25 protein-coding genes are annotated in these 26,769 nt (G+C 42.3%); 8 read left to right on the top strand and 17 right to left on the bottom strand.

Features of this window, described 5'->3' with window-relative positions; all coding sequences use genetic code 11:
* Positions 1-56 precede the first annotated feature (56 nt).
* The gene (locus tag F9K23_04370) at positions 57-1,784 is read left to right on the top strand and encodes a hypothetical protein (GenBank protein ID KAB2917622.1); all 1,728 of its coding nucleotides are present in this window, start codon (positions 57-59) and stop codon (positions 1,782-1,784) included.
* A 194-nt stretch (positions 1,785-1,978) separates the two neighbouring features.
* Here the strand turns inward: F9K23_04370 and F9K23_04365 are convergent, their stop codons facing one another.
* Both F9K23_04365 and holA read right to left on the bottom strand, forming a co-directional pair.
* Positions 1,979-3,946 (bottom strand): T9SS type A sorting domain-containing protein, encoded by a 1,968-nt coding sequence (locus tag F9K23_04365; protein ID KAB2917621.1) that lies wholly within the window; start codon positions 3,944-3,946, stop codon positions 1,979-1,981.
* A gap of 60 nt (positions 3,947-4,006) precedes the next feature.
* Positions 4,007-4,993, bottom strand: a complete 987-nt coding sequence (gene holA, locus F9K23_04360) for a DNA polymerase III subunit delta (protein KAB2917767.1) — start codon at positions 4,991-4,993, stop codon at positions 4,007-4,009.
* Positions 4,994-5,061: 68 nt separating this feature from the next.
* On the opposite strand from holA, the gene F9K23_04355 reads away from it, so the two are divergent.
* Complete coding sequence (locus F9K23_04355) at positions 5,062-5,511, top strand: type I restriction enzyme HsdR N-terminal domain-containing protein (GenBank protein KAB2917620.1); 450 nt, start codon at positions 5,062-5,064, stop codon at positions 5,509-5,511.
* On the opposite strand, the gene F9K23_04350 is transcribed toward F9K23_04355, so the two are convergent.
* From F9K23_04350 to F9K23_04305, 10 genes are all read right to left on the bottom strand, one after another.
* Positions 5,508-6,644, bottom strand: coding sequence for an NAD(P)-binding protein (locus tag F9K23_04350; protein KAB2917619.1), 1,137 nt, complete (start codon positions 6,642-6,644; stop codon positions 5,508-5,510). The two genes, F9K23_04355 and F9K23_04350, sit on opposite strands and share 4 nt — an antisense overlap.
* A 204-nt stretch (positions 6,645-6,848) precedes the next feature.
* The gene (locus F9K23_04345; protein ID KAB2917618.1) at positions 6,849-8,798 is read right to left on the bottom strand and encodes a hypothetical protein; all 1,950 of its coding nucleotides are present in this window, start codon (positions 8,796-8,798) and stop codon (positions 6,849-6,851) included.
* A gap of 9 nt (positions 8,799-8,807) precedes the next feature.
* Positions 8,808-10,214 carry a choice-of-anchor B family protein gene (locus F9K23_04340; GenBank protein KAB2917617.1) on the bottom strand — a complete coding sequence of 469 codons (1,407 nt, stop codon included), beginning with the start codon at positions 10,212-10,214 and terminating at the stop codon, positions 8,808-8,810.
* Between the two features lie 14 nt (positions 10,215-10,228).
* A complete protein-coding gene (lpxK, locus tag F9K23_04335; protein KAB2917616.1) occupies positions 10,229-11,383 on the bottom strand; it encodes a tetraacyldisaccharide 4'-kinase in 1,155 nt (384 codons plus the stop codon).
* A 7-nt stretch (positions 11,384-11,390) separates the two neighbouring features.
* Positions 11,391-12,242, bottom strand: coding sequence for a hypothetical protein (locus F9K23_04330; GenBank protein ID KAB2917615.1), 852 nt, complete (start codon positions 12,240-12,242; stop codon positions 11,391-11,393).
* Positions 12,243-12,359: 117 nt separating this feature from the next.
* Positions 12,360-13,244 carry a hypothetical protein gene (locus F9K23_04325; protein ID KAB2917614.1) on the bottom strand — a complete coding sequence of 295 codons (885 nt, stop codon included), beginning with the start codon at positions 13,242-13,244 and terminating at the stop codon, positions 12,360-12,362.
* Between the two features lie 98 nt (positions 13,245-13,342).
* Entirely contained in the window at positions 13,343-14,737 is a 1,395-nt protein-coding gene (locus F9K23_04320) for a hypothetical protein (GenBank protein ID KAB2917613.1), read from the bottom strand.
* A gap of 84 nt (positions 14,738-14,821) precedes the next feature.
* Positions 14,822-16,171, bottom strand: coding sequence for a deoxyguanosinetriphosphate triphosphohydrolase (locus tag F9K23_04315; GenBank protein ID KAB2917612.1), 1,350 nt, complete (start codon positions 16,169-16,171; stop codon positions 14,822-14,824).
* A 78-nt stretch (positions 16,172-16,249) separates the two neighbouring features.
* Positions 16,250-17,107 (bottom strand): pirin family protein, encoded by an 858-nt coding sequence (locus F9K23_04310; GenBank protein KAB2917611.1) that lies wholly within the window; start codon positions 17,105-17,107, stop codon positions 16,250-16,252.
* Between the two features lie 118 nt (positions 17,108-17,225).
* Entirely contained in the window at positions 17,226-17,855 is a 630-nt protein-coding gene (locus F9K23_04305; GenBank protein ID KAB2917610.1) for a hypothetical protein, read from the bottom strand.
* 99 nt (positions 17,856-17,954) lie between these two features.
* Here F9K23_04305 and F9K23_04300 point away from each other — a divergent pair, with 99 nt between their 5' ends.
* The 3 genes from F9K23_04300 to iscX all read left to right on the top strand — a co-directional run bounded on the left by F9K23_04300 (position 17,955) and on the right by iscX (position 19,366).
* Positions 17,955-18,512, top strand: a complete 558-nt coding sequence (locus tag F9K23_04300) for a leucyl/phenylalanyl-tRNA--protein transferase (protein KAB2917609.1) — start codon at positions 17,955-17,957, stop codon at positions 18,510-18,512.
* Between the two features lie 191 nt (positions 18,513-18,703).
* Positions 18,704-19,033, top strand: a complete 330-nt coding sequence (locus F9K23_04295) for a 2Fe-2S iron-sulfur cluster binding domain-containing protein (GenBank protein ID KAB2917608.1) — start codon at positions 18,704-18,706, stop codon at positions 19,031-19,033.
* A gap of 84 nt (positions 19,034-19,117) precedes the next feature.
* On the top strand, positions 19,118-19,366 hold the full coding sequence (gene iscX, locus F9K23_04290) for a Fe-S cluster assembly protein IscX (GenBank protein KAB2917607.1): 249 nt from the start codon (positions 19,118-19,120) through the stop codon (positions 19,364-19,366).
* Between the two features lie 199 nt (positions 19,367-19,565).
* Here iscX and F9K23_04285 read toward each other — a convergent pair whose 3' ends face one another.
* The 3 genes from F9K23_04285 to F9K23_04275 form a co-directional block, all read right to left on the bottom strand.
* A complete protein-coding gene (locus tag F9K23_04285) occupies positions 19,566-20,297 on the bottom strand; it encodes a DUF1275 domain-containing protein (GenBank protein ID KAB2917606.1) in 732 nt (243 codons plus the stop codon).
* Between the two features lie 206 nt (positions 20,298-20,503).
* The gene (locus tag F9K23_04280) at positions 20,504-21,118 is read right to left on the bottom strand and encodes a hypothetical protein (GenBank protein KAB2917605.1); all 615 of its coding nucleotides are present in this window, start codon (positions 21,116-21,118) and stop codon (positions 20,504-20,506) included.
* A 70-nt stretch (positions 21,119-21,188) separates the two neighbouring features.
* Complete coding sequence (locus F9K23_04275) at positions 21,189-22,214, bottom strand: class 1 fructose-bisphosphatase (protein KAB2917604.1); 1,026 nt, start codon at positions 22,212-22,214, stop codon at positions 21,189-21,191.
* 136 nt (positions 22,215-22,350) lie between these two features.
* Here F9K23_04275 and F9K23_04270 point away from each other — a divergent pair, with 136 nt between their 5' ends.
* Genes F9K23_04270 through F9K23_04260 form a run of 3 tightly spaced genes read left to right on the top strand, consistent with a single transcriptional unit; the run spans position 22,351 to position 24,679 of the window.
* Complete coding sequence (locus tag F9K23_04270) at positions 22,351-23,616, top strand: aspartate kinase (protein KAB2917603.1); 1,266 nt, start codon at positions 22,351-22,353, stop codon at positions 23,614-23,616.
* 29 nt (positions 23,617-23,645) lie between these two features.
* A complete protein-coding gene (locus tag F9K23_04265; protein KAB2917602.1) occupies positions 23,646-24,158 on the top strand; it encodes a hypothetical protein in 513 nt (170 codons plus the stop codon).
* Positions 24,159-24,169: 11 nt separating this feature from the next.
* Entirely contained in the window at positions 24,170-24,679 is a 510-nt protein-coding gene (locus tag F9K23_04260; protein KAB2917601.1) for a hypothetical protein, read from the top strand.
* Positions 24,680-24,802: 123 nt separating this feature from the next.
* On the opposite strand, the gene F9K23_04255 is transcribed toward F9K23_04260, so the two are convergent.
* Together F9K23_04255 and F9K23_04250 are read right to left on the bottom strand one after the other, a co-directional pair.
* Positions 24,803-26,308, bottom strand: a complete 1,506-nt coding sequence (locus tag F9K23_04255) for a magnesium chelatase (GenBank protein KAB2917600.1) — start codon at positions 26,306-26,308, stop codon at positions 24,803-24,805.
* A gap of 53 nt (positions 26,309-26,361) precedes the next feature.
* Positions 26,362-26,721: a four helix bundle protein gene (locus F9K23_04250; GenBank protein ID KAB2917599.1), complete on the bottom strand. Its 360-nt coding sequence runs from the start codon at positions 26,719-26,721 to the stop codon at positions 26,362-26,364.
* Between the last annotated feature and the right edge of the window lie 48 nt (positions 26,722-26,769).

Here is a 26,769-nt window from a genome sequence, read left to right as displayed (position 1 = left end):
CTATTTTTGGCAACGATTTTGAATGTTAGGTGTATTTTTGACCAAATTTTTAAGTTTTGAATAAAGCTGCAAAGTTTTTCCCCTTCGTACTAATACTGATTGTTTACGTATTTGCCCTGTTTATTGATGTAATGGACGTTGATTCGTCTCAATACGCCGCAATGGCTAAAGAGATGATAGACAGGGACAGCTATCTACACATTACCGACCAAGGGCGTAACTATCTTGATAAACCCCCGCTTTTATTTTGGCTTTCAGCAGCTTCGTACCACATTTTCGGAGTGTCAACTGCGGCGTTTAAGCTGCCCTCAATGCTATTTGCCTTGCTGGCAATGGTATCGGTGTATGGTTTGGCAAAACTGTATTACAGCGAACGTGAAGCCTATTGGGCGGCATTGCTATTGGGTAGCACGCAGGCGTTTTTCTTAATGGTAAACGATGTGCGTACGGATTTGATGCTTACCGGCTCGGTGATTTTTGCGGTGTGGCAACTTGCTGCCTATATTGAGCATAGAAAAGTTTTGAATTTTGTATTGGGCTTTGTGGGTATTGGCCTTGCCATGCTTGCTAAAGGCCCTATAGGCATAGTGCTGCCAATAGCAGCCTTCGGTATTCACTTAGTGTTGCAGCGCGATTGGAAAACCATTTTTAACTGGCGTTGGTTGCTGGGTGTACCCATTGTTGCATTGGTGCTGTTGCCCATGTGTATCGGTTTGTATAATCAATACGATGCCAACCCTGCGGTGGATGTGAACGGGCACATAGGTGAATCAGGCTTGAAGTTTTACTTCTGGACCCAGAGTTTTGGCCGTATTACTGGCGAAAACGTATGGGATAATAATGCAGGGCCGTTTTTTCTTACTGAGTCAACCTTATGGGCATTTATGCCTTGGACTATCTGGCTGTTTGCCGCGTGGATAAACGGTTGGTATAAGGTAATCCGCTCAAAATTTAAGATTGAAAAAGGGCAGGAGGCCATCACCTTGGGTGGTTTTACCTTTGCGTTGTTAGCTCTTAGTAAATCAAGTTACCAACTGCCGCACTATATTTTTGTTGCCTACCCGTTTGCGGCCATTTTTGCTGCCCGTTGGGTAGTATGTGTGCTGCAAGAGGGTTTTCCTTGGGCAAAACATTTGGTAAAAGGTACCCAGCTACTTATTGCTGCCCTTGTGTGGGCGTTGATTGGCGTATTGTTTTATGTGTTTAAGCCTGAAAACATTTTGATACCTGTGCTTATGGCGGTTGGGCTTATTATGGTGTTGTACTACATAGGTAAGAACTACCAAAAAACTACATCGGTATTGCAGGTGGCGTTTATCAGCATCTGTTTGCTAAATATTACCATGAACCTGCATTTTTACCCGCAGCTAATGCGCTACCAAGCGTTTAGTATGGGCGGAAAATACATTGCCGAAAAAGCACCCGCTGAAAACATTACCCAAAAGAATTTTCTGATTTTTCCCATTGGCTCAGCGCATTCGCTTGATTTTTATACAGGCTGGAATGTAACCAGCGTTTGGTCTGAACAATATTTTAGCCGTTACAAGAACGGTGAAACAGTGTGGTTATACACTACCGACGAAGGGCTTGAACGCCTGAAAGTATTGCCCTACGAAATCACAGAGGAGTTGCATTTGCCGTATTATAAAACCACAGAACTACGGCCTGTGTTCCTTAATCCTGCAACCCGCGATAGTGTAGTAAAATCTCACCATATCGTGAAACTGAACATCCAAAAGCAGGAAACGATAGATTTCTCTATTTACGTACCTCAAGTAGATTAATATATTAAGGCAGGTTGAAACCTGCCGCTCTTTAATTACAAAGCGAAGCAGGACTTAAGTCCTGCTTCGCTTTGTAATTTTAACAGAACAGGATTTTAATCCTGTTTCTAAAAGCATTAAAAAACCCCGTCTGATTTCAGACGGGGTTTTGCTTAGTTTGGATTAAGTATTTTATACCTGTATGTATCGAGGTATTATTTAGTCACAACCATTTTACCGCTAACAGCGTATTTTCCGGTTGAGATGTTATACATGTACACACCGGCAGCAAGGCTATCAGTAGCCACTTTAACAGTGGTGTTACCGGGAGCTTGCTTGCCCAAATCTTGGGTAGCAACGGTTTGACCTAACAAGTTGGTAACAGTTAAAGTAACAGGGCTGGTTTCAGTCAAGAAAATTTCTACTTCACCGCCATTGCTGGTAGGGTTTGGATAGAAACCGTTGGTGATGTAAACGTTGGGTTGGTCAATCTCTTCAACGCTTACACCGGGGCCAAGACCAATTTGGTTGTTGATAATGGCTTGCACAGGGATAGAAGCATGAAGGATAACGTTGTTTACAGTTGGGTGAGAACCATCGCTTGAGTTGTTCTGAAGGTTGGTACCGGGTATTTCGTCGCGTTGCCAAATTACGTGCAATACGTTGTTTACAATAGTTTTACCAACACATCCGAAAACATCTTCGTAACCGTGTCCTTGGGTAATGTTTTGAGGATCGGCCCATGTGATACCACCATCAGTAGAGAAAGTGATAAACAAATCACGGTAGTTAGAAGTTTCGCGGGCTTCGTTAGAAGCATACAAATCACCTTCAAGAGGAGCTGAATACACGCAGAAAATACGGCCTTGGGCATCTACCATTGCGCTGGGCATAGTAGCCAATGAAGTATTACCATAGCGGGCAACTGAGATAAGGTCAACAGTACCCAAGCTGTCTTGCAAACGTGGCAAAGTGTTATTAGCACCCAATGAACGTGGAGTACCGTAAGCTACGGTTAGTTGTGTATCACCGTCCATATCCATCATACCGCCAATAATGCGTTTTACATTGTTTTGCTCGCCCCAGTACATAATACGGTTAGAAGCAGGGGTAAAGAATGAAGAGTCGGCACTTGGGTGGTTTTTACTAACTTCAGAGTATCCCCAAAATACGTGTGCATATCCGTTGTTATCCATTACAACATCAACAGAACCGTCGTTAGTAGGCACGTTAGAACCAATTACTTTATCGGTTTTGTATGGTGCGAAAGCAAACGTATCAACGATAATTTTAGTAAAAGTTTGTCCGTTGTCGGTACTTTTCCAAAGGGCAACATCACCGCCAAGATTGTCGGCAATTACAATAGCTACATTGTTACCGTTGGCATCAATAGCATATTGGTCGCCACCGCCACGCAAATAACGGCTGGTATCATAACCGGGTAGCATACTTAGTGCAGTGCTCCAAGTTTGACCGCCATCTGTACTGCGTGAATAAGTAGTTGGCAACAACATACCGTCAACACGAATGTTTGGAGGATCAGTAGAAGCTGCTGAGTCAGAGTAATTAGTAAGTACGTGGATGGTGTTACCGTTGTTATCTGCACGGTTCCAAATTGGCTTACCTCCTGCAATAGTTAGCACACGAGGACCGGTAGTCCAGTTGCTGCCGCCAATCGCATCGTTGGTCATTACGTGCAAACCGCCGCTGGTAGCAAAGTGAGAAATAACATACTCTTTGTTTCCGGGCAATACACCAATACTTGGCCAACCCAAACGCAGGTTGGTTTCGATACGGCTGGTTGGAGGGGCACCCCAAGCAGTGTTGTTGTGGTGGTTGTATGCACTACCACGCAAAGGGAATTCAGCTGTTCCGTCAGGAGAATACGTCCAAGCTACTGATACTTTACCATCAGCATGCACCAATACACGGTTACCAACAGAAGCATTGGTTTGCAAATCGTAATAGGTAAAACCTAATGTATCAAACTTATAGGGCAAATTGCCCGATTTACGCATAAAACCTTTAGAAGTAACAGGGTGTGCAGGTTTAAACGGCTCAACTTGAGTCGGAACAATCCCATTGGGATTTTGAGGAATCACCCCCGCTTCGATGTCGCTGCTTTGCTGCGCAAAAGCAAGAGCGGGCAGTGTTGTTAATAAGGCTAGTAAAATTCTTTTCATTGGTTAGAGGGTGTTTTTTAGGCAAATAAATAAGAAAAAACGACAAATGTTAATTATTTATTAATGAAAAATCTTTACAAGCATCTCCTTCATCAACTCACCGTCAGGGGTGCCCGAATTGTTTACCCCTTTTGATTTTAGGTCGAATTCGGATAGCGTAGCAAAAATCTTTTCAATCTTGATAGACGAGTAATTTTTGAAATAGTTGATATAGTCGTTGAAAAAGAACGGGTTAATACCCAAAGCACTGCTCACCTTTTCCTTACTCTTATCAGCCAGAAAATGAATTTTATACAGCTTACTAAAGAATGAATACAATTGGGGCAACACCACTACCAAGTTGGCATTTTGGTTTTTAGAGGCCGAAAAGTAATCTACAATTTCAATGGCTTTGGTAAAGTTGCGTTTGCCAATGGCATCCTGCAATTCAAACACGTTATAATCTTTGCTTATGCCAATGTTTTCCTCAACTTCTTTCTCAGTGATGTTTTTTACCGTACCACCTGCAAGGTTTAGCAACATCTTATCCAACTCGTTGGCAATTTTGCCCAAATCATTTCCTAATGATTGTGCCACCAACGCTTGGGCACGCTCGTTCATAGTGTAGCCTTTGCCGCGCAAATAATCAGTTACCCAAGCAGGCACTTGGTTCTCGTATAACTTGGCTGAGTCTAAAAATTCAAAGTTGGCAAGCAGTTTAGCCGTTTTGGTGCGCTTATCCAGTTTTTTACCCTTGTAGGCAAACACCAAAATAGTACTGCTTACGGGATTAGCAAGGTAACTTTCCAGCTTATCAAAGTCTTTCAGGTTTTGGGCTTCCTTCACAATAATCACCTGATAATCGCTCATCATCGGAAACCTGCGCGCGGCCATTACCACCGTCATCATATCGGTTTCTTTGCCGTAAAACACGGTTTGGTTAAAACCGCGTTCGCCTTCGTTCAGCACATTATCCTCTATGTAATCCGCTACCGCATCAATAAAATAGCTTTCTTCACCCTGCAAAAAATACACGGGTGAGAATTTGCGTGCTATTAACGAAGCCATTATTTTATCAAACGATGCAGATGCTGCTGTTGCCATTGTATTATTTGAAGTATTTTTGAAAAAGCGCTATGTATCAGTTAAACCTTCCCCCTTTTGAGTACAAGGTGAAAGCCGAGGCACAAAGAAAACTAATTTTTGATGAGGTGAGAAGGAAATATGTGGTGCTAACGCCCGAGGAATGGGTGCGCCAGCATATTATCCACTTTTTGGTAACAGATAAAAACGTACCCCCGCACCTTATTGGGGTTGAGAAGGGTATAAACGTATTGGGGCGTAGCCGCCGCGCCGATATTGTGGTGTTTGGGCGCAACGGCCAGCCCGCTTTATTGGTAGAGTGCAAAGCCCCTACGGTATCTATTAATGCAGCGGTTTTTACACAGGCTGCTGTGTACACTTACGGTTTTGGGATTGATTATATAATGGTGAGCAACGGTGTGAGCCATCACTACATTAAAATTGATAAGCAAAACAGCGCAGTAAAAGAGGTGGCCGAGTTGCCGCTATTTCCTTTTGGTTAAAAATCAACCGTAAACAGTTTTGCAAACTGTTTATCCTTGGTGCTTTGGGGCATATTCTTCATTATTCTGTCGCGTATCCATCCCAGCACAGGGTTTTGCCATTGGGCTACTTCACCCACCTTTCTTGATTGTAATGTAATATAACGGGTGCGCTCCAATCTGCGTTGCTCAAAATTTACAAAGGCATTTTGGTACACGGTGGTTTTCGCCATTTCATCGGCCAGTACTACAGCATCTTCAATAGCTTGGCAGGCACCTTGCCCTAAGTTGGGTGTTGTTGCATGGGCGGCATCACCAATCAGTAAAATGTTACCAAAGGCAAATTTATCAAGGGGTGCCAAATCAAGTATAGGCCCATAGATAAGCGCGTTATCTTCGGTGCGGTCAAGTATTTCTTTTATGGGGTGATGATAGCCCGCAAAGTGTTTGCGCAAATCATCAACGGTATAGTCGGCATAATGTTTACTGTCTTTTGGAGCGTTGGTGCAGGCATACCAATACAACAAGTTATTAGCAAGTGGAGTAATTCCAAAACGACCCATTGGGCCAAAGGTTTCAGAGGTTTCGCTCCAATCAAAACCTTTACTGTCAATTACTGCACGCCAGCACACATAGCCCGCATAGCGGGGTAGGCTGTGTGGTATCAACTGCCTGCGGATGGGGGAGTTTATCCCGTCAGCAACAATAAGGCATTGAGTAATGTGGCTACTGCCATCGGCAAATTGCAGGGTAATAACATTACCGTTTTGGGTAAAGCCTACCGCTCTTTTTGAAAGATTTATGGGGGTTTCGCCCAATTGTTCTAGCAAGGCACTGTGCAATGCTGCTCTGTGGATGGTAAAATTGTCTATGCCGTATTTTTTACCCAACTCTATGCTGTTGGTACTGTTTAGCATTATACCGCGATGGTTGTAAAACGAAAAGGCGGGCAATTTGCGACCTTTGGCAATAATAGCATCAGCAATGCCCAATTTATAAAAGGCTTGCATAGCGTTTGCCGCAAGGGCCAACCCTGCGCCTACGGGTTGAATTTTGGGTGCAGCCTCAAAAATCTCAATTTCTATCCCTTTTTGCTGTAATGCGATGGCTGTGGTAAGTCCTGCAATTCCTGCACCTAGTATGGTTGCTTTCATAATTTTATCGGATGGTTTTGTAGGTGCAAAGTTGAAGTTTAGCCACGCGGCAAGGTTTTACATATGTTAAAAAAATGGGAAACTGATTGTAACGGGGTTAAAACCCCATTCTTTCAAAATTACCGTCTGCAAATGGACTTAAGTCCATTTGCAGACGGTAATTGTAACAACGAGGGATTTCAATCCCTCGCAAGAGTTACCCTATTAATCAAAAAACTTCCACGAAATGCCCAGCCTGAATACCCTGCCGTGCATGGGTTGGTGGGGCATGGCGTAATACCTGCGGCCAAAGAAGCCTGCGGTTACGTGTTCCATTTTTGCCGATATGGTAAAATTGCGCACGTGCCCGTTGATGAACACATCAAACCACGGATAGTTACCGATATCCACCTTATTTTGAATGTAGAATTGCTTGGTTTCAGGGTCGAAAGTATTGGCCGTTACCTGTGAGTAATAGAAGAAATCAACCCCTATTTGAGCGTACATAGCCTTTTTAAACATATAGCCTTGGAAATAAAGCGAGTTCCAAGTTGAAAGGGCAGGTAGCCTCAATATGTCTTCGTTATTGGTAAACTGGGCGGTAATGTTGTTGTCTAAAAAGAACTTACCGGCCTGAAAGCGTTTTTTTAAGTTTACGGATGTGATGCTGATAGCCTTTGCCTCTTGCTTTGCAGTAAGTGTACTGTCAAAGTAGATATAGTTGTTTACCAATTGCTGTTTGAAAGTAAGGTGGTAGTTGTTTTTCAAACGTTTAGTGCGCAAGGTAGCCGAAAGCGTGTTTACAAAGGTTTTATCAAAATCGTTTATCCAATAGGCGTGATTACCTACAAAAAAGTATTGTGTGATTTGCGGGCGGTAGGCCTGAAACAATGCTCCGGCTTCAAGCACAAATGCACCAAAATTTATGTCCAAGCGACCTTTTAACTTATAATCAGCTTGGTTGTAGCCTGTCAACCAAAAACGCCCTTCGGCATTAAATTTAACAGCCGCAGGTATGTATGGATTTGAGAAAATGCTACCCCCAACGTAGGTATTGTTATAGCGTGCGTTGGTAGTAGTTTGCCATGCTATAAAGTGATAATCGTATCCGCCCGTAGCACTTAGCATTAACCAGCGTTTCACAGGCAAGGTATCACGCAGGTAGCCCATAAACGGGCCGTTACTAATAGTGATAGAATTACTGATTACGTTGTGCTGTATCGAGTCGAAAGTACGGTCATCATTCAGAAACGTGTACGGGTAATAAGTATTGGTGTCGTAGCTGTCGTCTCTATACAAATAACGGTTTCCTGTATAAGCAAACTGATGCGCTATTACATAAGTAGGTATCAGTGTTTGCTGTGTGTCCAGTTCATACGTCATGGCCTCGGGTTGGTAATACTTTACCTGTTTTTTAGGCCCCAAACGCAGCATATTTGTGATGCGGTAATCGTTGGTTTTAATATAGTTACGAACCTTATCAATATCGTCCCCCAAGCGTACGGGAAACTTGCTGAGGGCGGTTGAATTTTCAAACGCCGAATCGCTTTTCAGTCCGCCGTTTTCCTCATTACGTAAACGGTTCCAAGTCGCTGTAATAATCAGGTGGTAGCGTTCATCACGGCTGTGGTACCAGTTGAAAAAACGGGTATTGTAAACGCTGGTCCGCTGACGTAGCTGAAAACCGTCACTTTTAATACGGTTGTAATCAACGCCTATGTTCCAGTTGGGAAGTATGTTTTGGCTGTGTAATGTTTTAATCCCTATCAATTCACCTGCTCCTTGCGTGTACACCAAATCAGTATAAGCACGGCGCACCTTATACATATTTATGTTTTGGGGTGAGAATAGGTAATAGCTGTATGGCTGTTGTAAGCCCATATCTAAACCGCTTTCCCGTTCGGCATTAAATATGAGCGATTGTGCCGCTGACACAATGTTGCCCTGACTTAGAAAAGCAACTTCGTTTCTGAAAAGGGGGTGGTATTGCTGAAAACGTTGAGGTACGGTATCGGGGTGCTGCATGCTATCCACTGCATAAAACAGGTTTTGCATGGGCAGTATATTAATGGTTGAATACCGCTCTGTAAGCTGTGCGTTGGCTACAAGGCTAAAGCCCGTTGCTAATACTACTAAAAGGAATTTATACAAAATACGGGCGGTAGGTTGCGGCATTAATAACTTTTACGGTTTCAGTATTTTTTTGCAAATATTGCTAATTCTGCCCGTAATTGTTACAAAATATATGCCTGCCTTAGCCCCTTCGGGCATCTGCACCGATAAATTATTCAAACCCTCTTCAACTGTTTGTTGGCTGCGGTACACTTCAACGCCCAAAGCATCAGTAATAGTAACCGTTACCTCGCGTTCGTCGTGGTTTAATAAACTCACGCTAAGGTTATCACTGTTCAAAGGGTTGGGGTACACATTAAATGTTTCTACGCCCAATTCTTCTACAGATATGGTGGCGTCGGCCTTTAATACAAACAAACCGTTGGTTTGGTCTAAAGCCAGCACAATACCCGAAGGTAGGAACGGGTAAACCGACCAACAGCCGTAAAAACCGCGATATTGTCCTTCGTTGTTTTGTGGGTGGGTATCGTAATAAGCCACTACTTGAGGGTTTTTAGGGTTACGGATATCAAATACATATACACCGTCTTCGTAGTACGATACGTATAAGAAGTTTCCTTTGATATAGGGGTTGTGGGCGATAGCTCCGGGATTAGAGCGGAATACGGATTGGAAATCCATGTTGGCAAAGTTGTCAATCTCAAAAGCCTTGATACCTAAGCCGTGGTTTTCGTCCGTAAAAAATATATACTTTCCGTCGTCAGTAGTCCAAGAACTGTGGTTATAACCTTTTTCGGGGTAATCAGTGATGGCCGCCAAGTATTTTGGGTTAGCGGGGTTGCGCACATCAAAAATATACAGGCCGCTGGTTTCGCCTGAACAATAGGCGGTATCGTGGCGCACGTAGGTATCGTGGCAAAAGTTAAAAGCAGCAGTACCCCCAAAAATGGGCGGGGTAATGATACCTGCCAGCGTAGGGTTTTCAGGGTCGGCCAGTGATAATATTTGCGAAGCCCTGCGGGTACCGTTGCGGGTAGTAGCACTGTTGCAATACAACTTATCCCCCGACCTGAATATGGTATGACTGCGGTATAACAAAGAGTCGCTTTGATATACTTTATGTACCGAATCGGGCAGGTAGCTCATGTCAAATATTTGCAGCGCACCAACGTTAGCATCTTGCACAGCATAGCAGTAATGGCTGTAAGTATCATAATCGCGCCAAATTGAAAATCCTGAACGGCCTGCTTCGGCATCACATTTTATCGGAGTTGCAAACGGGTTGGTAACATCAAAAAAGTAAGTACTGTCTACGGTTCCCACAATTGCGTATTCGCGTTTTTTTATCGTATCGTACCAGCCCCAAACGTCGTTATAGCTTTGCAAGCCCATTGTGCTAAGGCTGTCATTGTCCCAACGCGATAGCTGTACCATATTAAACTTTTTGTGTTGTGAAAAAGCTATCAAGGCCAAGCTTTGCAATACTAAAAGGCATATAAATTTTAAGGTACGCTTCATACGTTTGGATTTGTTTAATTAATAGACAACTCTTTTTGGATATAAGTTTCAACTACGGATGCAAATTGCTGTTTTTCGCTGTCATTCATACCAATCTCTATCGGCAGCACATACAAAGGCAGCTTGGTTGCAATTTCTTTTAGCCCGCCTTGCATCAGCTTCACAGCGTCTTTTTGGGTGGTGAGTAATACTTTGTTCGATTTCCCCCAAGCAGTAAACGTGGTTTCAATCTCTGTTAATGCCTCGGCTGTATAATTAAAATGGTCGGTAAGTTGTTTTACTTCATAGCCCGCAGTGCTTTTAGCAAGGTATTGTTCCACAGGTTTTGTATTGGCTATGCCACCAAAAAACTGCACATTATGTTGTGCCATGCTCTCAAGCATTTCTTGTGGAGTGCCTAACTTGTAAGGTGTTCCGTAATTTAGCCACGTAAAAAATACCTGCTGGTGCTTGCGGGGCTTTATACGGGAGATAATTTGCTGCTTTTGTTCGTTACTAATGTTTGCAGGGCATTTGGTTACCAGTATCACATCAGCTCTGCGGTAGCCGCGTCTAAACTCACGCAAATTTCCGGCGGGCAATACAAAATCATCGTAAAACATACGGCTGTAGTCACTAAGCAATATGTTAAGGCCGGGTGCAACATAGCGGTGTTGGTAAGCATCGTCTAATAATACCACTTGTGTTTCAGGGGCTTCGTTCAGCAACGAGGGGATGGCCAATATACGTTGCTCGCCCACCGCTACTTGTATTTGAGGATGGTTGAGTTTTATTTGTAAGGGTTCGTCGCCTACTTCGGCTGCGGTACTGGTTTCATTTACCACAAAAAAGCCTTTGGTTTTTCGCCCATAGCCGCGACTTACTACGCCTACAGCATATTTATCTTTCAGCAGTTTTGCCAAAAACTCTATGTGCGGGGTTTTTCCGGTGCCTCCTGTTGATAGGTTACCTACACTGATAACAGGGAAATCAAAGCGAAAACTCTTATTAAGTCCGTTGTTAAAAAACCAATTGCGAAGTGAGAGTATGCCTCCATATATCCACGAAAGCGGAAGCAGTAATAATCTAAGTGTATTTAGTGTTTGCAAGCATTGCAAATTACCACCAATTGCGGGGAAATAAAAAAGCCCCTTCGATGAAAGGGGCTTTACTTTGTAAAATTGGTTTATAGGTTGGTTAGAATGTTTTCGGAACTTTTGTGCCGTTAGGTAAGGTAATTACTACCTTTTTATCACAAGCACCACCATCGGGTTCAAAATCAATCACGTAAGTGCTTTTTTCTGAGGTTAACTCAATAATACCTTTGATTGGGAAAGAGCAATTTGGTTGCTCAACTTTAACCATGGTATCTTTAGTTTTCCAAGTATAAGGTTTGCCTTTTGTGTTAGTACCGCTACCGCTTCCAAAACCTTTGAAAACATCATCAACAATACCGGGTGCTCCCAACTCTTCGGTTACCATATCCTTATCAGAATCAAAAGTTACAGTACCGTCGGTAGCGTTTTCGGCTTTACCACCTTGAATTTTGAAGTTTGTTTTGTTAGCAGTTAGGCGGGTAATAATTGCCTTTCCTGATAATTTAGTCATACCACCGGTAGTGCTTACATGGAAGTTGTTAGCAACAGGCAGGTTAATTTCAACTACACAACCCACTTCGCTAAAACGTTTTGATTGTTTCACATCAACGCGTCCGGCACGGGTAACACCGTCTTGGCAAAGTTTTCCGGGTAATGCGCCAAAGTCAACAAAGTATTCAACGTCATCACCATCGGTAAATGATGAGTCTGTAAACTCTACTTCAACACCGGTTGGCAACAAGTTACTGCCCGTTTTGCTTAAACGGCCGTCAGTAGCGGCAACATCAGTAGTGATATTAAATACAGAAGAAAGGTAAGTTTCTGTGCGGGTAATGTCTTCGGCAGTAGTTGTAGTGTTCTTAATTTCCTCTTCAACTTTTGAGCATGAAGATGTAGCTAGTATTGCTGATAGAGAGGCAATAACTGCTGCGGAAAGGATTACTTTTTTCATATTGTTTTCTATATGTTTGGGATAGTTTGGTGCTAATAATACCGATTACAAAGTTTATAAAATTTGGCTAAAGATAAAAGTCATTTTAATTAACAAATCAATGTAAAAAGCTGATAATTAATTAATTTTATAGATTTTAGCTTGACCATTAGTTAACGATACGGCAAAATTACGGTCACATTCTTTGTTAAACTTATGGTCGAAGTTTATCGTAACGTTAGCATTCTCTGTTGTGTTTTTCACTTCAACCAACCCTTGCACATAGGAACGTGAGCATATAGGTTGAATGCTTTTTTGCAAAACGGTTGCCGTGAAAAAGGTAAAACTGCTTCCTTCACGGGTGATTCCTTTGCCTGTTCCTGTAACATCGTACACGGCATTCCAAATACCTTGGCCAACGTTTGTTACTTCTTTGCGTTCTTCGGCGGTTTCAATATGTACTTTACCGGTTTTGTATTTGGCATCTACATTGGAACCAATGTTAAAAGTTTTAGCTCCTGAGCGGGTAATAACAATAGTACCGTTAAATCTAATCATATCTGTACCATTGCCCACGTAGTGTATTTTATCTGCATTGCTCAAGGTTAGAGTAAGTACAGCACCTACTTCGTTAATGGGTTTGGTTTGGGTGATAAAAAACGAACCTGCCCTTGTGCGCTCATCCGTGCATTGTGAGCCTCCATCAAACGTAACACTGTCAATATTTCTAAACACAACTTCGTATTCTATACCGTCGCCATCAGAGTATAAAGAATCGGTATAAGCTACAGTAACAGTTGACGGAAGAATGGTGGCTGCCGCAGGCGTTGGAGCAACAATCGTTTGCGCCACATCCAAAGCTGCATCGTAAATGTTTGTTAGTAAGCTCATGGTGTACCCTACGTCTTCGCCTGTTTCATAATCCTCGGGTACAGGGTCGTTTTTCTTTATACACGACTGGGCTGAAAACAGCAAAATACCGGCTGTTATAGCTAGAGAGAATAGTACGGTAAGGCGCTTCATAGTAGTTGTTGTTGACGGAAAAAGGGTAAAATTACCTGAAAATTTTAGAAATCAGGCAAAAAACTTTAACCGAATAGTAAATAGCGCTTTTGAGTTAGTTAGCCGCCGAAAAGCCAGTGGAAAAACTTATCAAACCCACTAACTTTCTTGTCTTTGTGCATGCCGCGATAGCCGGGTTTAGTTTTAAGTTCTTCTAATGTTTCGGCTTCTTTCTTTAGGATGATAGCCTCCAAATCTTGGCAGATTTGTTTGTTTTGGCACTGGTATAGATTGTACGTTGTGTTCAGCGAGAAAGTGAAACCGTCAATCTTTATAAGTGTGTCGCCTTTTGCAAAAAACTCAGCAGGATAATCTGCTTTTAAGGTGTGCAGTGAGCCTCCTGTAAGGTAGGCCATATTAATGTATTGTGGGTTAATGCCCCACTCAGCCCCTTGCAAAATCACATGCACTGGGGTTTTTATTTTATCAATCAATTCAAAATCTCGGAATGGACTGTTATCAGCAACCAGTATCACGTGTTCAGCATCGGGAAATGCTTCAATGGATTTAACAACGGCTTCGGCATCGTTTTCAGGTATTTCACCACCCAAACCTTTGCGCATGCTGGTTTGAAAGGCACTCACCACTTTCCTCGATTTTGTTGCAGGGGCAAAGTACAAACCGCCTGTTTGACCTACTTTCTTTTCAAACTCAGGAGTAGCATCCCCGTCGTTAAAAAACGAAAAGTATTTGATGCCGCTTTTGGTGGGGTTTAGCATGTGCCAGTAGATGCTTTGTGCTGCATACTGGTAGTTACTGCCTGTCCAATCGCTTACTATCAAACTGTTTTGCCATTGCGGATTACGGTCCAGTACTTTATAAATTACCGAATCGTACATACCGCCAACACTTTTTATAAAACGTTGTACTGTGCTAAAGCCGCTGGGCGCACCCGGTGTAGCTTCGGCATCCCCGTCTTCGCTCTCAATCGTTTCTTTTTCTTTAATTTCTTTTGCAGTTAAGGGGCGGTAGCGTATTAATATGCCGTGCCACATTTTGCGGGCTTGCTCATCGGTTTCGCACTCGGTTTGCAGCACCACAAAAAACTTAATGTCTTTATCGTTCAGGTCGGGGTCAATCTCAAAAAGGGCTTTTAAACGGTCGGCAAGCAAATCGTGGTAAGGAGTTAACCAAAACTGAAGGTCTTTGGGGTATTTAGTATATACCACTTCAATTTGCACCGCCTTGTTTTTGGCCTTAAGTTTTTTCCAAGCCTCGGCATCTTTTATCTTGTAGGCAGCATAACCGTTTTCAAGAGCAACGGCATCTTTCTGGGCTTTGGGGTTTACCTTTTTAGTTTCAAGGGTTTTAAAAAGGGTTTCAAACTGCTTTTTGTTTTTGGTGGGATTATCCAACAGGTTATAATCAAATTTTAACTCCTGCGCACGCGCAAATACAAAGCCCAGCAAGGCCATGCAAAGGGTAGCAAGTTTTAGCAGTGTTGTACGGTTCACCCTGTTGTTAAGTTTTAAGAATAATACCTTTAAGTAACGGAAAGTAAGGGGTTTTTCTTATTGCAAAGGTATGATTTAGCAGGTTTATTTAATAGTAGGTATTGAAATACCTTTGATTTTACGGTACATTTCGATGGCATACAAATCAGTCATCCCTGAGATGTAATCCACCACACTTTGCACTTTTGCATATAAATTATCTTCATCGGTATGAAACTGAGCAGGCATTAGTGCCAGTAATTTCTTGTGGTAATGTGATTTGTCGTTTGAAACAATAGCCGGCACAAATTCTTCAAGCAATCCGCTGATTATTTGATACCCTGCTACTTCAATTTCTACCACTGTTTGGTAGTTATAAATCTTCTTGTACGAAATGTCTTCTATCTTTTTTAAAGCCGTTAAGTGCGGTTCGCCTACACCATCCGATAGGCTTTTATTATAGGTACCGTTTAAGATACTTTCCCTGTTGTCCCAAAATACTTTTGAGCAGGCCATAATCAGCGTATGTATTGATTTTCCACGCAAATAGGCAATGCGGTCGTTCTCATCATCAATACCATCCAAATTATGCTCAATCTCTTTCCGGTCGTTGCCTTCAAATAGTGCCAGCATAAGGTCGCGTACGGTTTCGTGCGAAAGTATATTCAGTCGGTGTGCGTCTTCAAGGTCAATAATGTTATAGCAAATATCATCGGCGGCCTCCACCAAATACACCAGAGGGTGGCGCACAAACACCATAGGGTTTTGCTGCTCTTGTATAATGCCAAGCTGGTGGGCAATGCTCAGGTAGGTATTTTTTTCACTATCAAAATACCCATACTTTTTCATGTGAACCTTGCTTTTGTTGCCGGCCACAAGACTTTCGCACGGATACTTTACAATGCTTGCAAGGGTTGAGTAGGTGAGGGCAAAACCGCTGGCACCTTTGCCTTTAAAGCGATGGGTAAGTATACGAAAAGCATTGGCGTTTCCTTCAAAATTGGTAAGGTCGGCCCATTGTTCGCGGGTCATTTCCTTTTCCCATTCCTTGCCGTCCCCATCTTTAAAATAGCGTGAAATGGCCTTTTCGCCTGAGTGTCCAAATGAAGGGTTTCCCATGTCATGCGCCAAACAGGCAGCAGAAACAATGCTGCCCATGCCCAATACCTTTTCGCCCGATGCTTCGTTGTTTTCCCTCAGCTGGTTGGATAGGATATTGCCCAACGAACGGCCTACGCTGGCTACTTCAAGACTGTGTGTGAGTCGGTTATGAACAAACACACTGCCGGGAAGCGGGAATACCTGTGTTTTGTTTTGCAGACGGCGGAAGGGCGAGGAGAATATAATACGGTCGAAATCGCGCTGAAACTCATCGCGGGCAAAACTCTGGTCGTCGGTTTTTGCACTTTCGGGCACGTGCATTCTACGCGCTGAAAGTAAGGTATCCCAATTCATTGGCATAGGGCAAAAATAGCCGAAAAGAAGGATTGATTTATTATACGTTACCCAACGCGTTGAAACCTACCCCAATGATTAGTTATAATGTACTTTTCTGTTTGGGGGTAAATCGTTCAGGTGTACCATTTTACCCTGCCTGTACTCTTGGTAAAGCCTTATTATATCCTCTTTAGTATCACCAATAAACGGCCCGTGACTAACAACAGCAGCATTTTGCGGCTCGCCTGCATATAGTACAAAACGGACTCCATGTTCCCCGGCTTTAAACTCAATAACACTAGCCTCATTAATTGAGGTTTTATCAAACCAGGCAATCTGGCCTTTTCTTACTTCTTTTTCACCTACCTGTACTGCACCTTCTACCACATAGATAAAACCATTGTACGATGCGGGAAGTTCTTGGGTAGCTAAAGCATCGTTAGCTAATGTAAAATCAACAATTGTTACTGGAGTTTGGTTGCTTATGGGTGAGGTTAGCCCGTTACTGCTCCCGCTATACACCCGTATTTCTCCTGATGTGGTTTTTTGGGTAGGAACGTTTTGGAGTTGTAGCTCTTGGAAAAAAGGCTCAGCCCACCTTTTATCAGGGGGTAGTACAAGCCACAGTTGCAGTATTCGCATTTTGGTTTTTGCAGTTATTTCTTCGGTATGCACAATGCCTTTGCCGGCCGTCATTATTTCAAAACTTCCTGTTTTCCAGCCATGGTCAGTACCTTCTAACACCAACGTAACAGTTTCAAATCCTGCGTGTGGGTGTGCTCCTCCCACAGGAGGGCCACCGGGTAAATCCAGTTGGTCGTCCATCAGTAATAAAAACGGGTCGGTTTGTTCAAAACTGTTATCGCCTAATACAGCAGCAGCGGTGTGACCCGTACCTAAAAATCCTTGTCCTGAATATGGGGTGTCTATTTTTGATATCTTACGGTGTATCATAATCATGTAGCAATTAAATTACTCTACAAAGTTACGACCGGTCGTATACGCTTAGCTTATCACTATACTTTGGTAAACCACTATCCAAATGTATAGTTATTTGTAGCGCAAGCATTTGCTATTTATTCTTTACAGGCTCGCGCAAAATGGTTTTCAACTTTTCGGGAGCTGTTTTTCTAAAATCAGATAAATAGATCTCGTGATGAAGTCCGTTTTTAAGTAATCCGTTTGCCTCTGAAAACTCTTTTATCAGTTGCAAGCTTTCAGGCTCGGTATTAAAAGGCCCCACGTGCAGCATTTGTATGCAAAGCCCTTCATTCATCGGGTATAGCTCAACGGTGTTGGCCAATGCTATTCCTTTTTTATTGGCAACCTGTTGCTTGGCGTCTGAAATTGCTTCCTCAGTTACAAAGTCAGGCATTCGTATCAGCATACGGTATTCCCATTCGCTGCGGGGTATTTTTAGCGGTGCATCCTCCATGCTTATGTGTCCGTATTTAGCATCGTCAAACCACCAAAGTCCTTCCAGTTTAGCTACCGTAAAATCTTTTTTATCTGCTTTGTACATAAACTTTACAGCATAGGCAGTTGCGTACAGTGCTTGTATTGTTTCAGCATATTCAGCTGATGAAGGGTCGCCTTTTCCTCTGATTGAAAGAAAATCAGCTGCCTCAATGGTTACCAGTTCAGGGTGGGTTTTTGCGGTGTAATACCCTTTGTGCAGTTTGGTTAAATCTATCTTTTCCATAATTATATAAGCAAAGTAAAACGGGCTTACTGTCAACCCTATGACAGGAGTCATTAAAATAATTCTAAAATCAGTTCAACGTCAATTTATATTTGCTGCATGCTTACTCCCAATCAGGTTTTACACGGTTACAGTATGGGTATTTTCCCAATGGCCGACCCGGATGATGATAATACCATTGGGTGGTACGAGCCGAAAATGCGGGGGATAATTCCGTTGGGCGGTTTTAAGGTGTCAAAAAATCTTGCCAAGCTTTTACGTCAGGGAAAATTTGAGGTGACGGTTAACCAAGACTTTGAAGCCGTGATGGAGGCTTGTGCCGAACGTGAAGACACCTGGATTTCGGAAGAGATTATATACGTTTACTCTAAGTTGCACGAAGCAGGTTGGGCATACAGTTTTGAAACCCGCTTAGATGGTGAATTGGTAGGCGGCTTATACGGTGTGGCAATGGGTAAGGCATTTTTTGGGGAGAGTATGTTTCACAAAGTTACCGATGCCTCTAAAGTGGCACTGGTGTATTTAGTGGCATGGATGAAAGAAAACGGTTACATCTTATTGGATACACAGTTTATTACCGACCACCTGAAACAGTTTGGAGCGATTGAAATACCCCAAAGCGAGTACATGAAACTGTTGGCAAAGGCTTTGGCATAACTAATAAGTTAACAGGGTTGAAACCCTGTTTTGTTAAGATTACTTTGTGCAAACGGACTTAAGTCCGTTTGCACAAGGTAATTGAACGAGCTACGGATTTTAATCCGTAGCTAAAAGTTTTGAAGGTCTTCTATTTTGGCTTCAATTTTTTACCCAACCTTTTTGATACTATCTTTGTTACCTGAATAGAGATGGGAAAAATTACGTTTTATTTTGAGCAAAAAGGCCTTGAACCACAAACGTTTGAGATTGAGGAAGGCGATACAGTGCAAGACATAGCACTGGATAATGATATAGAACTGCACCACAATTGCGGCGGAGTTTGCGCTTGCAGTACCTGCCATGTGTACGTGCAAAAGGGAATGGATAATTTGAGGGAGATTACCGATAAGGAGGAAGATTTTATTGACCGTGCGGTGAGCCCTAAATTGAACTCTCGTTTAGCTTGCCAATGCGAGTTGGAAGAAGACGGGGATATTGAGGTGATAATACCCGACCAAACCCAGTTTATGGGCCATTAATGATTTTTGATTGATTTTGATACCCTGAACTTGCCGAAGGATAGTCCTGAGCTTGTCGAAGGGTGCGGTTGACGATAACTAATAATAAATAACAAAGTGACCAAGTTTGAACTACCCATATACTGGACGGATTTTGAAGATATAGCGATGGCCTTGTACGAACGCTTTGGCGATGAGTTTGGCGAAAGCAAAATATACCGCATACGTTTTACTGAGTTGCTTGAATGGGTGCTTGAAATCCCCAATTTTAAAGGCAAACGCGAAGAGTGCAACGAAGGCTACCTTGAAATGATACAAAGCCAGTGGGTGTACGAGTGGCGCGATAATCAATAGTCTTTCATTTAGCAGTTTACATTTATCATTAACAACGTGCAGTTGTCATACTGAGCAGAGTCGAAGTATGTGCGGTTGTGGTATTTCAAATGTCCTTCTGACAGCGGGGAAGAATCTTATAGCATTCTGTTAACAGATTTGGGCGAATAAATTTCGCTACGCTCAATTTGGCAGATGGTATCAGTAACAGGCACTCTTCCTAATTCCAGTACTTTCTTTTCAGATTGTAGTACTTAAATACAATACTATCATACCACAAAACAAATAGCAGCAAACCTGAGGGAAGCAGTAAGGTTTTTAAGGCAAAATGGTGGTATAGAAATCCTCCGATGATACAACCTGTAAAAAAGCAGATGATGATGATGAGTTTTAGCAGGATACTATTGTTTAGCAGCCTTCTGTCTTTTGTAGTTGTATAAAAGAAAAGCTGAGAAAGTTCAATTCCTAAATCAGTAAATAATCCTGTAAGGTGAGTGGTGCGTACTACCGATTGGGATATCCTTGTTACTAATGCGTTTTGCAACCCCATAGAAAAAAGTAATGCTGCCGATAAAAGTGTTTGAAAAGAGGGGAGTCCGGCAGGTATGAAAAGTGCTGAAAAACTCACCGCAAGTAAAAGGGCTATTTCGATGGATATGGGGATAACATAAGACGTGTGGGCTTTTTGTTTTGATACCGACTCCATTATCAGGCTTGATACAAATGCTCCCAATAAAAAGAACAAGATATAAAGCAGGTAAACAAAGGCCATCCTATAATTCTTTAAGAAGATGTCTTCGGCAAAAAATGCAAAGTGGCCGGTAACATTTGTGGTTAAGGTATTCAATCCTAAAACACCTGTAATATTTACCACTCCGGCTACACCCGATAAAATAGAGGCCAGTTTAAGATTGTGTGAATAGGTACGCCCTTTTCCGGTATGTCTAAACATTTGAACAAATTTACAAATCCCATACCCGCAATCCGTTCAAAAAGGTTAAATATTTAAAAGTTGCTTGAAGCGTTACCCATACACACTTGAAATTAGAAATTTCGCTGCGCTCAATTTGACAGCGGATGCTCCCTTGTACAAAACACAAGCTTGAATCTTGTGCAAACGAGGAGCAACAATCTGATACATTATCTAGCTTACCTTCATCAACTACCCAAAGAATATACATGATTTAATACTATTAATTCTTCAGATATTATGTTGGAAGTATTTTTTAAAAAGAATATTTCAATGCTATTTAAAACCTCATCCCCAACGACAGGCAAATCACTCACATTTATCTCAAAGATTTTATCTTCTATCTGTCCTCCAATATCTTCACCAAGTGTACATATATCACACCAAATATAAATTTTATTTTCTGATAGCTTCTGTTTAAAAGTTATATCATCTAGTGAATCAAAAGGGGTCCTTTTAACGCTAATATTTAACTCTACCCCATAGTCGGAATCATCTAACGGTGAAACGATATAGAAAGAGTGAACAATTGAATATATTCTAGTTATATGATTAAAATTTATATCGAAAGACTTACTATAAATTATCTTATCGCGTAATAGCTCCTCTTTTTGAGTTTCCAGATATATTCTATTAAATATGTCTGTAACATTATTATTAAGTTTATTAATAAAGCTATCTAAAGCATTAATTTTCATTACTATTTTTTCAATGGGGTTTAAAAACGCGCTCCTTAATTCCCCCCGCTGGCGCAAGCGTCCCGCTTGTGACCGAATTAAAAAAGCATCCGCTTCAAACATCATCTAATATACACACAATAAAACAAAAAAGCCCCGCAATCAGCGAGGCTTTTCAATATCATAAAGTCATTATTTACACCGAAGCATTGGCATACTGGGCCATAAACTCTTCCGCTTTTTTCACCATGTTTTCGCTGCCAATAAAAATAGGCGTGCGTTGGTGCAGTTTTTCAGGTTGTATTTCCATAATACGTTGGTAGCCTGTAGTGGCACGTCCGCCGGCACACTCAGCAATAAACGCCAAGGGGTTACACTCATACAACAAGCGCAGTTTACCGTTAGGTGCATCCGCCGTTGCAGGGTAAATAAATATACCGCCTTTTAGCATATTACGGTGAAAATCGGCCACCATACTGCCAATATAACGGGCACTGTATGGGCGTTTCGTATCTTTATCTATCTCTTTGCAATAGTCAATATAATCCTTCACCCCTTGAGGGAAGTTCTCGTAACTGCCTTCGTTCAGCGAATATATTTTACCGTCTTTAGGTATTTGGATGTTTGGGTGCGATAAACAAAACTCACCGATAGAAGGGTCAAGCGTAAACCCGTTTACCTCGCGGCCTGCGGTATATACCAACATGGTACTGCTGCCATACAGCACATAGCCCGCTGCCACCTGTTGCACACCGGGCTGCAATGCATCTTCCATACCGCAGTTGGGGCCTGTACTGATACGTTTATAAACTGAAAATATTGTACCGATAGAAACGTTCACATCAATGTTTGATGATCCGTCAAGCGGATCCATAGCCACCACATAAGTAGGCTCACGGTCGGCATTTTCTGAATGCAGGTACACCAAATCCTCGTCCTCTTCGCTGGCAATCACACAAACTTCGCCACCTTTTTTCATGCACTCAATAAACAAGCGGTTGGCCATCACATCCAGTTTTTGTTGCTCTTCGCCTTGCACGTTTTGGTTGCCTGCCACACCAATAATGCCCGCAATACCCGCACGGCGAACCTCGCGGCTGATGGTTTTGGCTGCAATACCAATATCTGCCATCAAACGGGTAAACTCACCTTTGGCAAACGGAAAATCTTTTTGGCGGTTAATAATAAACTGGCCTAATGTGGTAACTGACTCTATCGACATAGTTTATAAGTGTTTATAAAATAAAAGTTTGCAAAGGTAAGGATTAGCCGTGTTTTTTAAATCTGCTTTTTGAAATTCAGCCTCTTACACCGATTTTTGCAGACTTAAATTTACGCAAAGAGCAGAACAATAAGAAATGAGAGTTTTCAAATTCGGAGGGGCATCGGTAAAAGATGCCGCCGCAGTGCGCAACGTAGCAAGCGTTTTAGAACGTTTCAGGGATGAAAGGTTGTTAATTGTAGTATCGGCAATGGGCAAAACCACCAATAGTTTGGAGTTGCTGGCCGATGCATACTATAAACAGCAAACCGAGGCTATGTGGGGCCACTACCGAAAGGTGAAGGATTTTCATGATACGATTATTGCCGATTTGCTGGAAGACAGGAAGTACAATGTGTACGATGAGATTGATAATCAGTTTGTAGAGTTGGAGAGCCTGTTGGAGCAAAAACCCGAAGGCAGCTTTGATTTTATTTACGACCAGATTGTGAGTTTTGGTGAGATTATCAGTACCCGCATTGTGAGCAGCTATTTGAAAGAAAACGGGTTTAGCAATCGCTGGATTGATGCCCGTAACTTTATATTTACCACAGGACCGCACCGCAGTGCCAATGTGTTGTGGGAAGATACCGAGGAGATTATTACCAAACGCTTGAAACCCATTGTTGAGAAGCAGATTGTAATTACGCAAGGGTTCATAGGTAAGGCTCCGTCAGCATTTACGGCCACTTTGGGACGTGAGGGCAGTGATTACACCGCAGCGATTATGGCATATTGTTTGGGTGCGGAAGGGGTTACGATATGGAAAGACGTGGCGGGTGTAATGAATGCCGACCCTAAACGTATGCCCGATGCCGTTAAAATTGACGAACTAAGCTACAATGTGGCCATTGAGTTGGCTTATTACGGGGCTACGGTTATCCATCCTAAAACCATACAACCGCTGAAAAGCAAAGGAATACCCTTGTTTGTGAAGTCGTTTGTGAACCCTGATGATAAAGGAACGGTGGTGAGTAACGATGCCCATGACGAAACCCACTTGCCGTTTTACATTTTTAAATCCAACCAAGCGTTGGTTAAAATATCTACTCGCGATTTTTCTTTTATCGTTGAGGATAACCTTAAAAACATTTTTTCGGTATTATCTGATTGCGGTATCACCGTTAATCTGATGCAAAACAGTGCTATCAGCTTCTCGTTGTGCATCAATAACGACGAGGATAAATTGGCAGCATTAAAAGCAGCCTTAGATGGGCATTACAACGTAGAAATAGCCACGAACGCTGAACTGGCCACCATACGCAACTACAATGCACAAGCCATTGACATTGTACTGAACGGTAAAACCCTTTTGCTGGAACAAAAGACCGAAAAGGTGTTGCAGATGGTGTTGCAGTTGTGAGTTAATCGAAATTCTGACAATTATTGAATATGAAAAAAGAAGGGTTGTACGTATTTCATCAGAACTATGTTAGCAACCCTTATATTTTAGTTTTTATATTATTATTCATTATTTGGGCTGTTTTATGTTTTTGGGTGTACTACAGTTTTGGAGAAAACTGGCTCATTGTTACTGTGGTTGTCGGGTTTTTTCTTCGCTATTTTATTCGTGTAAGACTTGAAATTGATACAACCTCAAAGCAATACCGTTCAGTGTTAAATCTTTCTGGAATTGCAGTTGGGAAATGGATTTCGCTTGAAGAACTATCACATGTACAGATTGGTGGAATTATCGAATACAAAAAGAAAGAAAATCCCACAACGGATGACTATCAGCAAACCAAAAAAATACAAGTGCGCCTGATTTTTCGAGCCAAAACACTGGTGGTGTGGGAAGGAAATGATAAAGAGGAGGCAAAAGAGGCCGGAATATTTCTCGGCAAGAACCTTAACCTTAAAATTTTAGATGCCACCCGCCGTGAGTTTGAATGGATTGACGTATAAACCAACAAAAAATGTATTCGTTTTATTTTAGTTTCAGGGGTAATAAAAATGTTCCCTCAGTAGTAGTATACAGCTTTTTGGCAATAGGTGTAATAACAACAGTGTTATGGGTTATCACAAAGAATAGCACAACGCTGTTATTATTTATATCCTACCCAATACTGTTTTTTCTTGTTAAACAGCATTTGCAAATTGATACGGAGAAAAAGCAATACAGGCTTGGGGTAGATGTTGCGGGGAGTACATTTGGCAAATGGGAGCCACTGCCTGAAATTGAATATATATCGGTATTTAGGAAGCAGTTTAAGAATAAACCTTTTGAAGATGGAGGGGGATTAAACTGGGACGATACTTACCACAAGATAGAGGTTAATCTTATTGTAAATAAACGCGAGAAAATGTTGGTTTGGATAGGGGATAACCCGAACAAAGCAATGATGGCAGCGCGTTATTTATCAAAACACATGAACCTTAAAATTTTAGATGCCACCCGCCGCGAGTTTGTTTGGCTGGATGAGTAGCCCTTATCAAGTGTGGCTGCGGTCATTCCCGCGAAGGCGGGAATCTGCGCGAAGTATATTCTTTTCCTACGCACAGATTCCCTTTTGCAAGGGAATGACCGCAGCCACACAATTCCATAACCCTTAATTCAACCCTTCCATGCCTTCTTCATCGTCGGCGGTAAAGCGGTTGGGGTCTATAAAACTGCTAAACAGGTCTTTAAATCGGTTGCCTTGCACCAACTCGTTTTTGCTAAGTCGGCTGTATTCCGCCAGTCCGTGCAATACAAACTCCATGTACAGCAGCCGTTCATCCTGCGATAGTTTAGGGAACTGCTTTTTCACAAAGTCTTCCAAACCCTCAACGGCTTGTAATGCAGCCCAATATTCTTTTTGGGTGGCGTTGTTCATTATGTCCAGCACGTTTTCATCGGCAAACCAATGAGCAATGGTAGCGTAGGGGTCGGCCTGTGTGGGGGTGTTTTTCTTTTTCAGCTTTTCAGGACTGGGGAAGTATTGCGTAAGCAATGTACGGATGGCCTTACCAATAAGGTTTTGCGCCACAATATGCGCGCCTTCCTGCTCACCTTCATACACCAATTCTACCTTACCGGTAATTGCAGGTACTACCCCGGCAAAATCGCTGATGCGAACAGTAGTTTCTTTATCGCCCGAAAGCAAAATGCGCCTTTCAGCCGTGCTTATAAGGTTTTCGTACGCACTGATACTCAAACGTGCCGATACACCGCTTTTAGGGTCAATGTATTCGCTGTTGCGGGCTTCAAAGCCAATCTGCTCCAAAAGTTCTTGCGCCAGTTGGGGCACTTTTATGTTTTCCTGTCCGCTGTTGCGTTTAGCCTCTTGCTGGGTAATGGCAATAGCCGTTTGCACATCTTTGGGGTAGTGGGTAATAATTTGACTGCCGATACGGTCTTTAAGCGGGGTAACAATACTACCGCGGTTGGTATAATCCTCAGGGTTGGCTGTAAATACAAACTGAATATCCAACGGCATACGCAATTTAAAACCGCGTATTTGTATATCGCCTTCCTGCAAAATATTAAACAGGGCTACCTGTATACGGGGCTGTAAATCGGGCAACTCATTAATCACAAAGATGCTGCGGTTGCTACGGGGAATTATCCCGAAATGTATTACTCTTTCATCACTGTAACTCAGTTTTAAGGTCGCCGCCTTTATTGGGTCAACATCCCCGATAAGGTCGGCAACGCTCACATCGGGAGTCGCCAGTTTTTCTCCGTAGCGTTCGCTGCGGTGCAGCCATTCTATGGGAGTATCGTCCCCTTTTTCGGCAATCAAATCAATGGCATAACGCGAAATTGGGTGGAAAGGGTCGTCGTTAATCTCACTGCCGGCCACAACCGGGATGTATTCGTCCAGCAAATTCACCATTTGGCGGGCGATACGGGTTTTTGCCTGTCCGCGCAACCCCAGCAGGTTAATGTTGTGTTTTGAAAGAATAGCCCGCTCAATTTCGGGTATTACGGTATGCTCGTAGCCTATAATCCCTTCAAAAACGTTTTCTTTCTTCTTAATCTTTACGATTAGATTTGAACGAAGTTCATCTTTAACAGATTTATAGGTATAGCCTTGTTTTTTTAATTCTCCTAAGGTTGTTGGTTTAGTCATTTTATATGTTGTTTACCGATGCCTGATATTAGATGTCAGATGTCGGATTGGGGTTATTTAAGTTTTTCGAAGTAGTTAATTAAGCCGTTGAGCATTTTACCGTTGGTTGATATTTGCTCAATCACATCGCTACATTGTTTTTCGTCAGTGTATCCTAAATCAAAGGCTAAATAAACTTGTGTTTCAAGTTCGTATAACGAGCCTCTTGAAATATGAAAAAACTGTATCGAGTCTTTTGCCGTATTTCTTCCGTGCCCTTCTGCGATGTTTGAAGGGATAGAAATAGCACTGCGGCGTATTTGCTGGGTTAATCCGTATGTTTCTTCTTTGGGGAAGTTTTGGGTAAGCAGGTAAATGGTTTTCACCATTTTTCTACTCTCTTTCCAAACATCCAAGTCTTTATACGATTTCATTAATTAGGTTCAATTCTGTAACTGACATCTGACATCTAAAATCCGACA

Source organism: Bacteroidota bacterium (genome assembly GCA_008933805.1).
Taxonomy (GTDB): Bacteria; Bacteroidota; Bacteroidia; order UBA8524; family UBA8524; genus SB11.
This window is presented reverse-complemented; position numbering and strand designations above follow the sequence as displayed.

Bases quoted from the DNA above. Each gene is read 5' to 3' on its own strand.
- F9K23_04365 (KAB2917621.1), bottom strand. From the start codon at position 3,946: ATGAAAAGAATTTTACTAGCCTTATTAACAACACTGCCCGCTCTTGCT.
- holA (KAB2917767.1), bottom strand. From the start codon at position 4,993: ATGGCTTCGTTAATAGCACGCAAATTCTCACCCGTGTATTTTTTGCAG.
- F9K23_04355 (KAB2917620.1), top strand. From the start codon at position 5,062: ATGTATCAGTTAAACCTTCCCCCTTTTGAGTACAAGGTGAAAGCCGAG.
- F9K23_04350 (KAB2917619.1), bottom strand. From the start codon at position 6,644: ATGAAAGCAACCATACTAGGTGCAGGAATTGCAGGACTTACCACAGCC.
- F9K23_04345 (KAB2917618.1), bottom strand. From the start codon at position 8,798: ATGCCGCAACCTACCGCCCGTATTTTGTATAAATTCCTTTTAGTAGTA.
- F9K23_04340 (KAB2917617.1), bottom strand. From the start codon at position 10,214: ATGAAGCGTACCTTAAAATTTATATGCCTTTTAGTATTGCAAAGCTTG.
- F9K23_04330 (KAB2917615.1), bottom strand. From the start codon at position 12,242: ATGAAAAAAGTAATCCTTTCCGCAGCAGTTATTGCCTCTCTATCAGCA.
- F9K23_04325 (KAB2917614.1), bottom strand. From the start codon at position 13,244: ATGAAGCGCCTTACCGTACTATTCTCTCTAGCTATAACAGCCGGTATT.
- F9K23_04315 (KAB2917612.1), bottom strand. From the start codon at position 16,171: ATGAATTGGGATACCTTACTTTCAGCGCGTAGAATGCACGTGCCCGAA.
- F9K23_04310 (KAB2917611.1), bottom strand. From the start codon at position 17,107: ATGATACACCGTAAGATATCAAAAATAGACACCCCATATTCAGGACAA.
- F9K23_04305 (KAB2917610.1), bottom strand. From the start codon at position 17,855: ATGGAAAAGATAGATTTAACCAAACTGCACAAAGGGTATTACACCGCA.
- F9K23_04300 (KAB2917609.1), top strand. From the start codon at position 17,955: ATGCTTACTCCCAATCAGGTTTTACACGGTTACAGTATGGGTATTTTC.
- F9K23_04295 (KAB2917608.1), top strand. From the start codon at position 18,704: ATGGGAAAAATTACGTTTTATTTTGAGCAAAAAGGCCTTGAACCACAA.
- F9K23_04285 (KAB2917606.1), bottom strand. From the start codon at position 20,297: ATGTTTAGACATACCGGAAAAGGGCGTACCTATTCACACAATCTTAAA.
- F9K23_04280 (KAB2917605.1), bottom strand. From the start codon at position 21,118: ATGATGTTTGAAGCGGATGCTTTTTTAATTCGGTCACAAGCGGGACGC.
- F9K23_04275 (KAB2917604.1), bottom strand. From the start codon at position 22,214: ATGTCGATAGAGTCAGTTACCACATTAGGCCAGTTTATTATTAACCGC.
- F9K23_04270 (KAB2917603.1), top strand. From the start codon at position 22,351: ATGAGAGTTTTCAAATTCGGAGGGGCATCGGTAAAAGATGCCGCCGCA.
- F9K23_04265 (KAB2917602.1), top strand. From the start codon at position 23,646: ATGAAAAAAGAAGGGTTGTACGTATTTCATCAGAACTATGTTAGCAAC.
- F9K23_04260 (KAB2917601.1), top strand. From the start codon at position 24,170: ATGTATTCGTTTTATTTTAGTTTCAGGGGTAATAAAAATGTTCCCTCA.
- F9K23_04255 (KAB2917600.1), bottom strand. From the start codon at position 26,308: ATGACTAAACCAACAACCTTAGGAGAATTAAAAAAACAAGGCTATACC.
- F9K23_04250 (KAB2917599.1), bottom strand. From the start codon at position 26,721: ATGAAATCGTATAAAGACTTGGATGTTTGGAAAGAGAGTAGAAAAATG.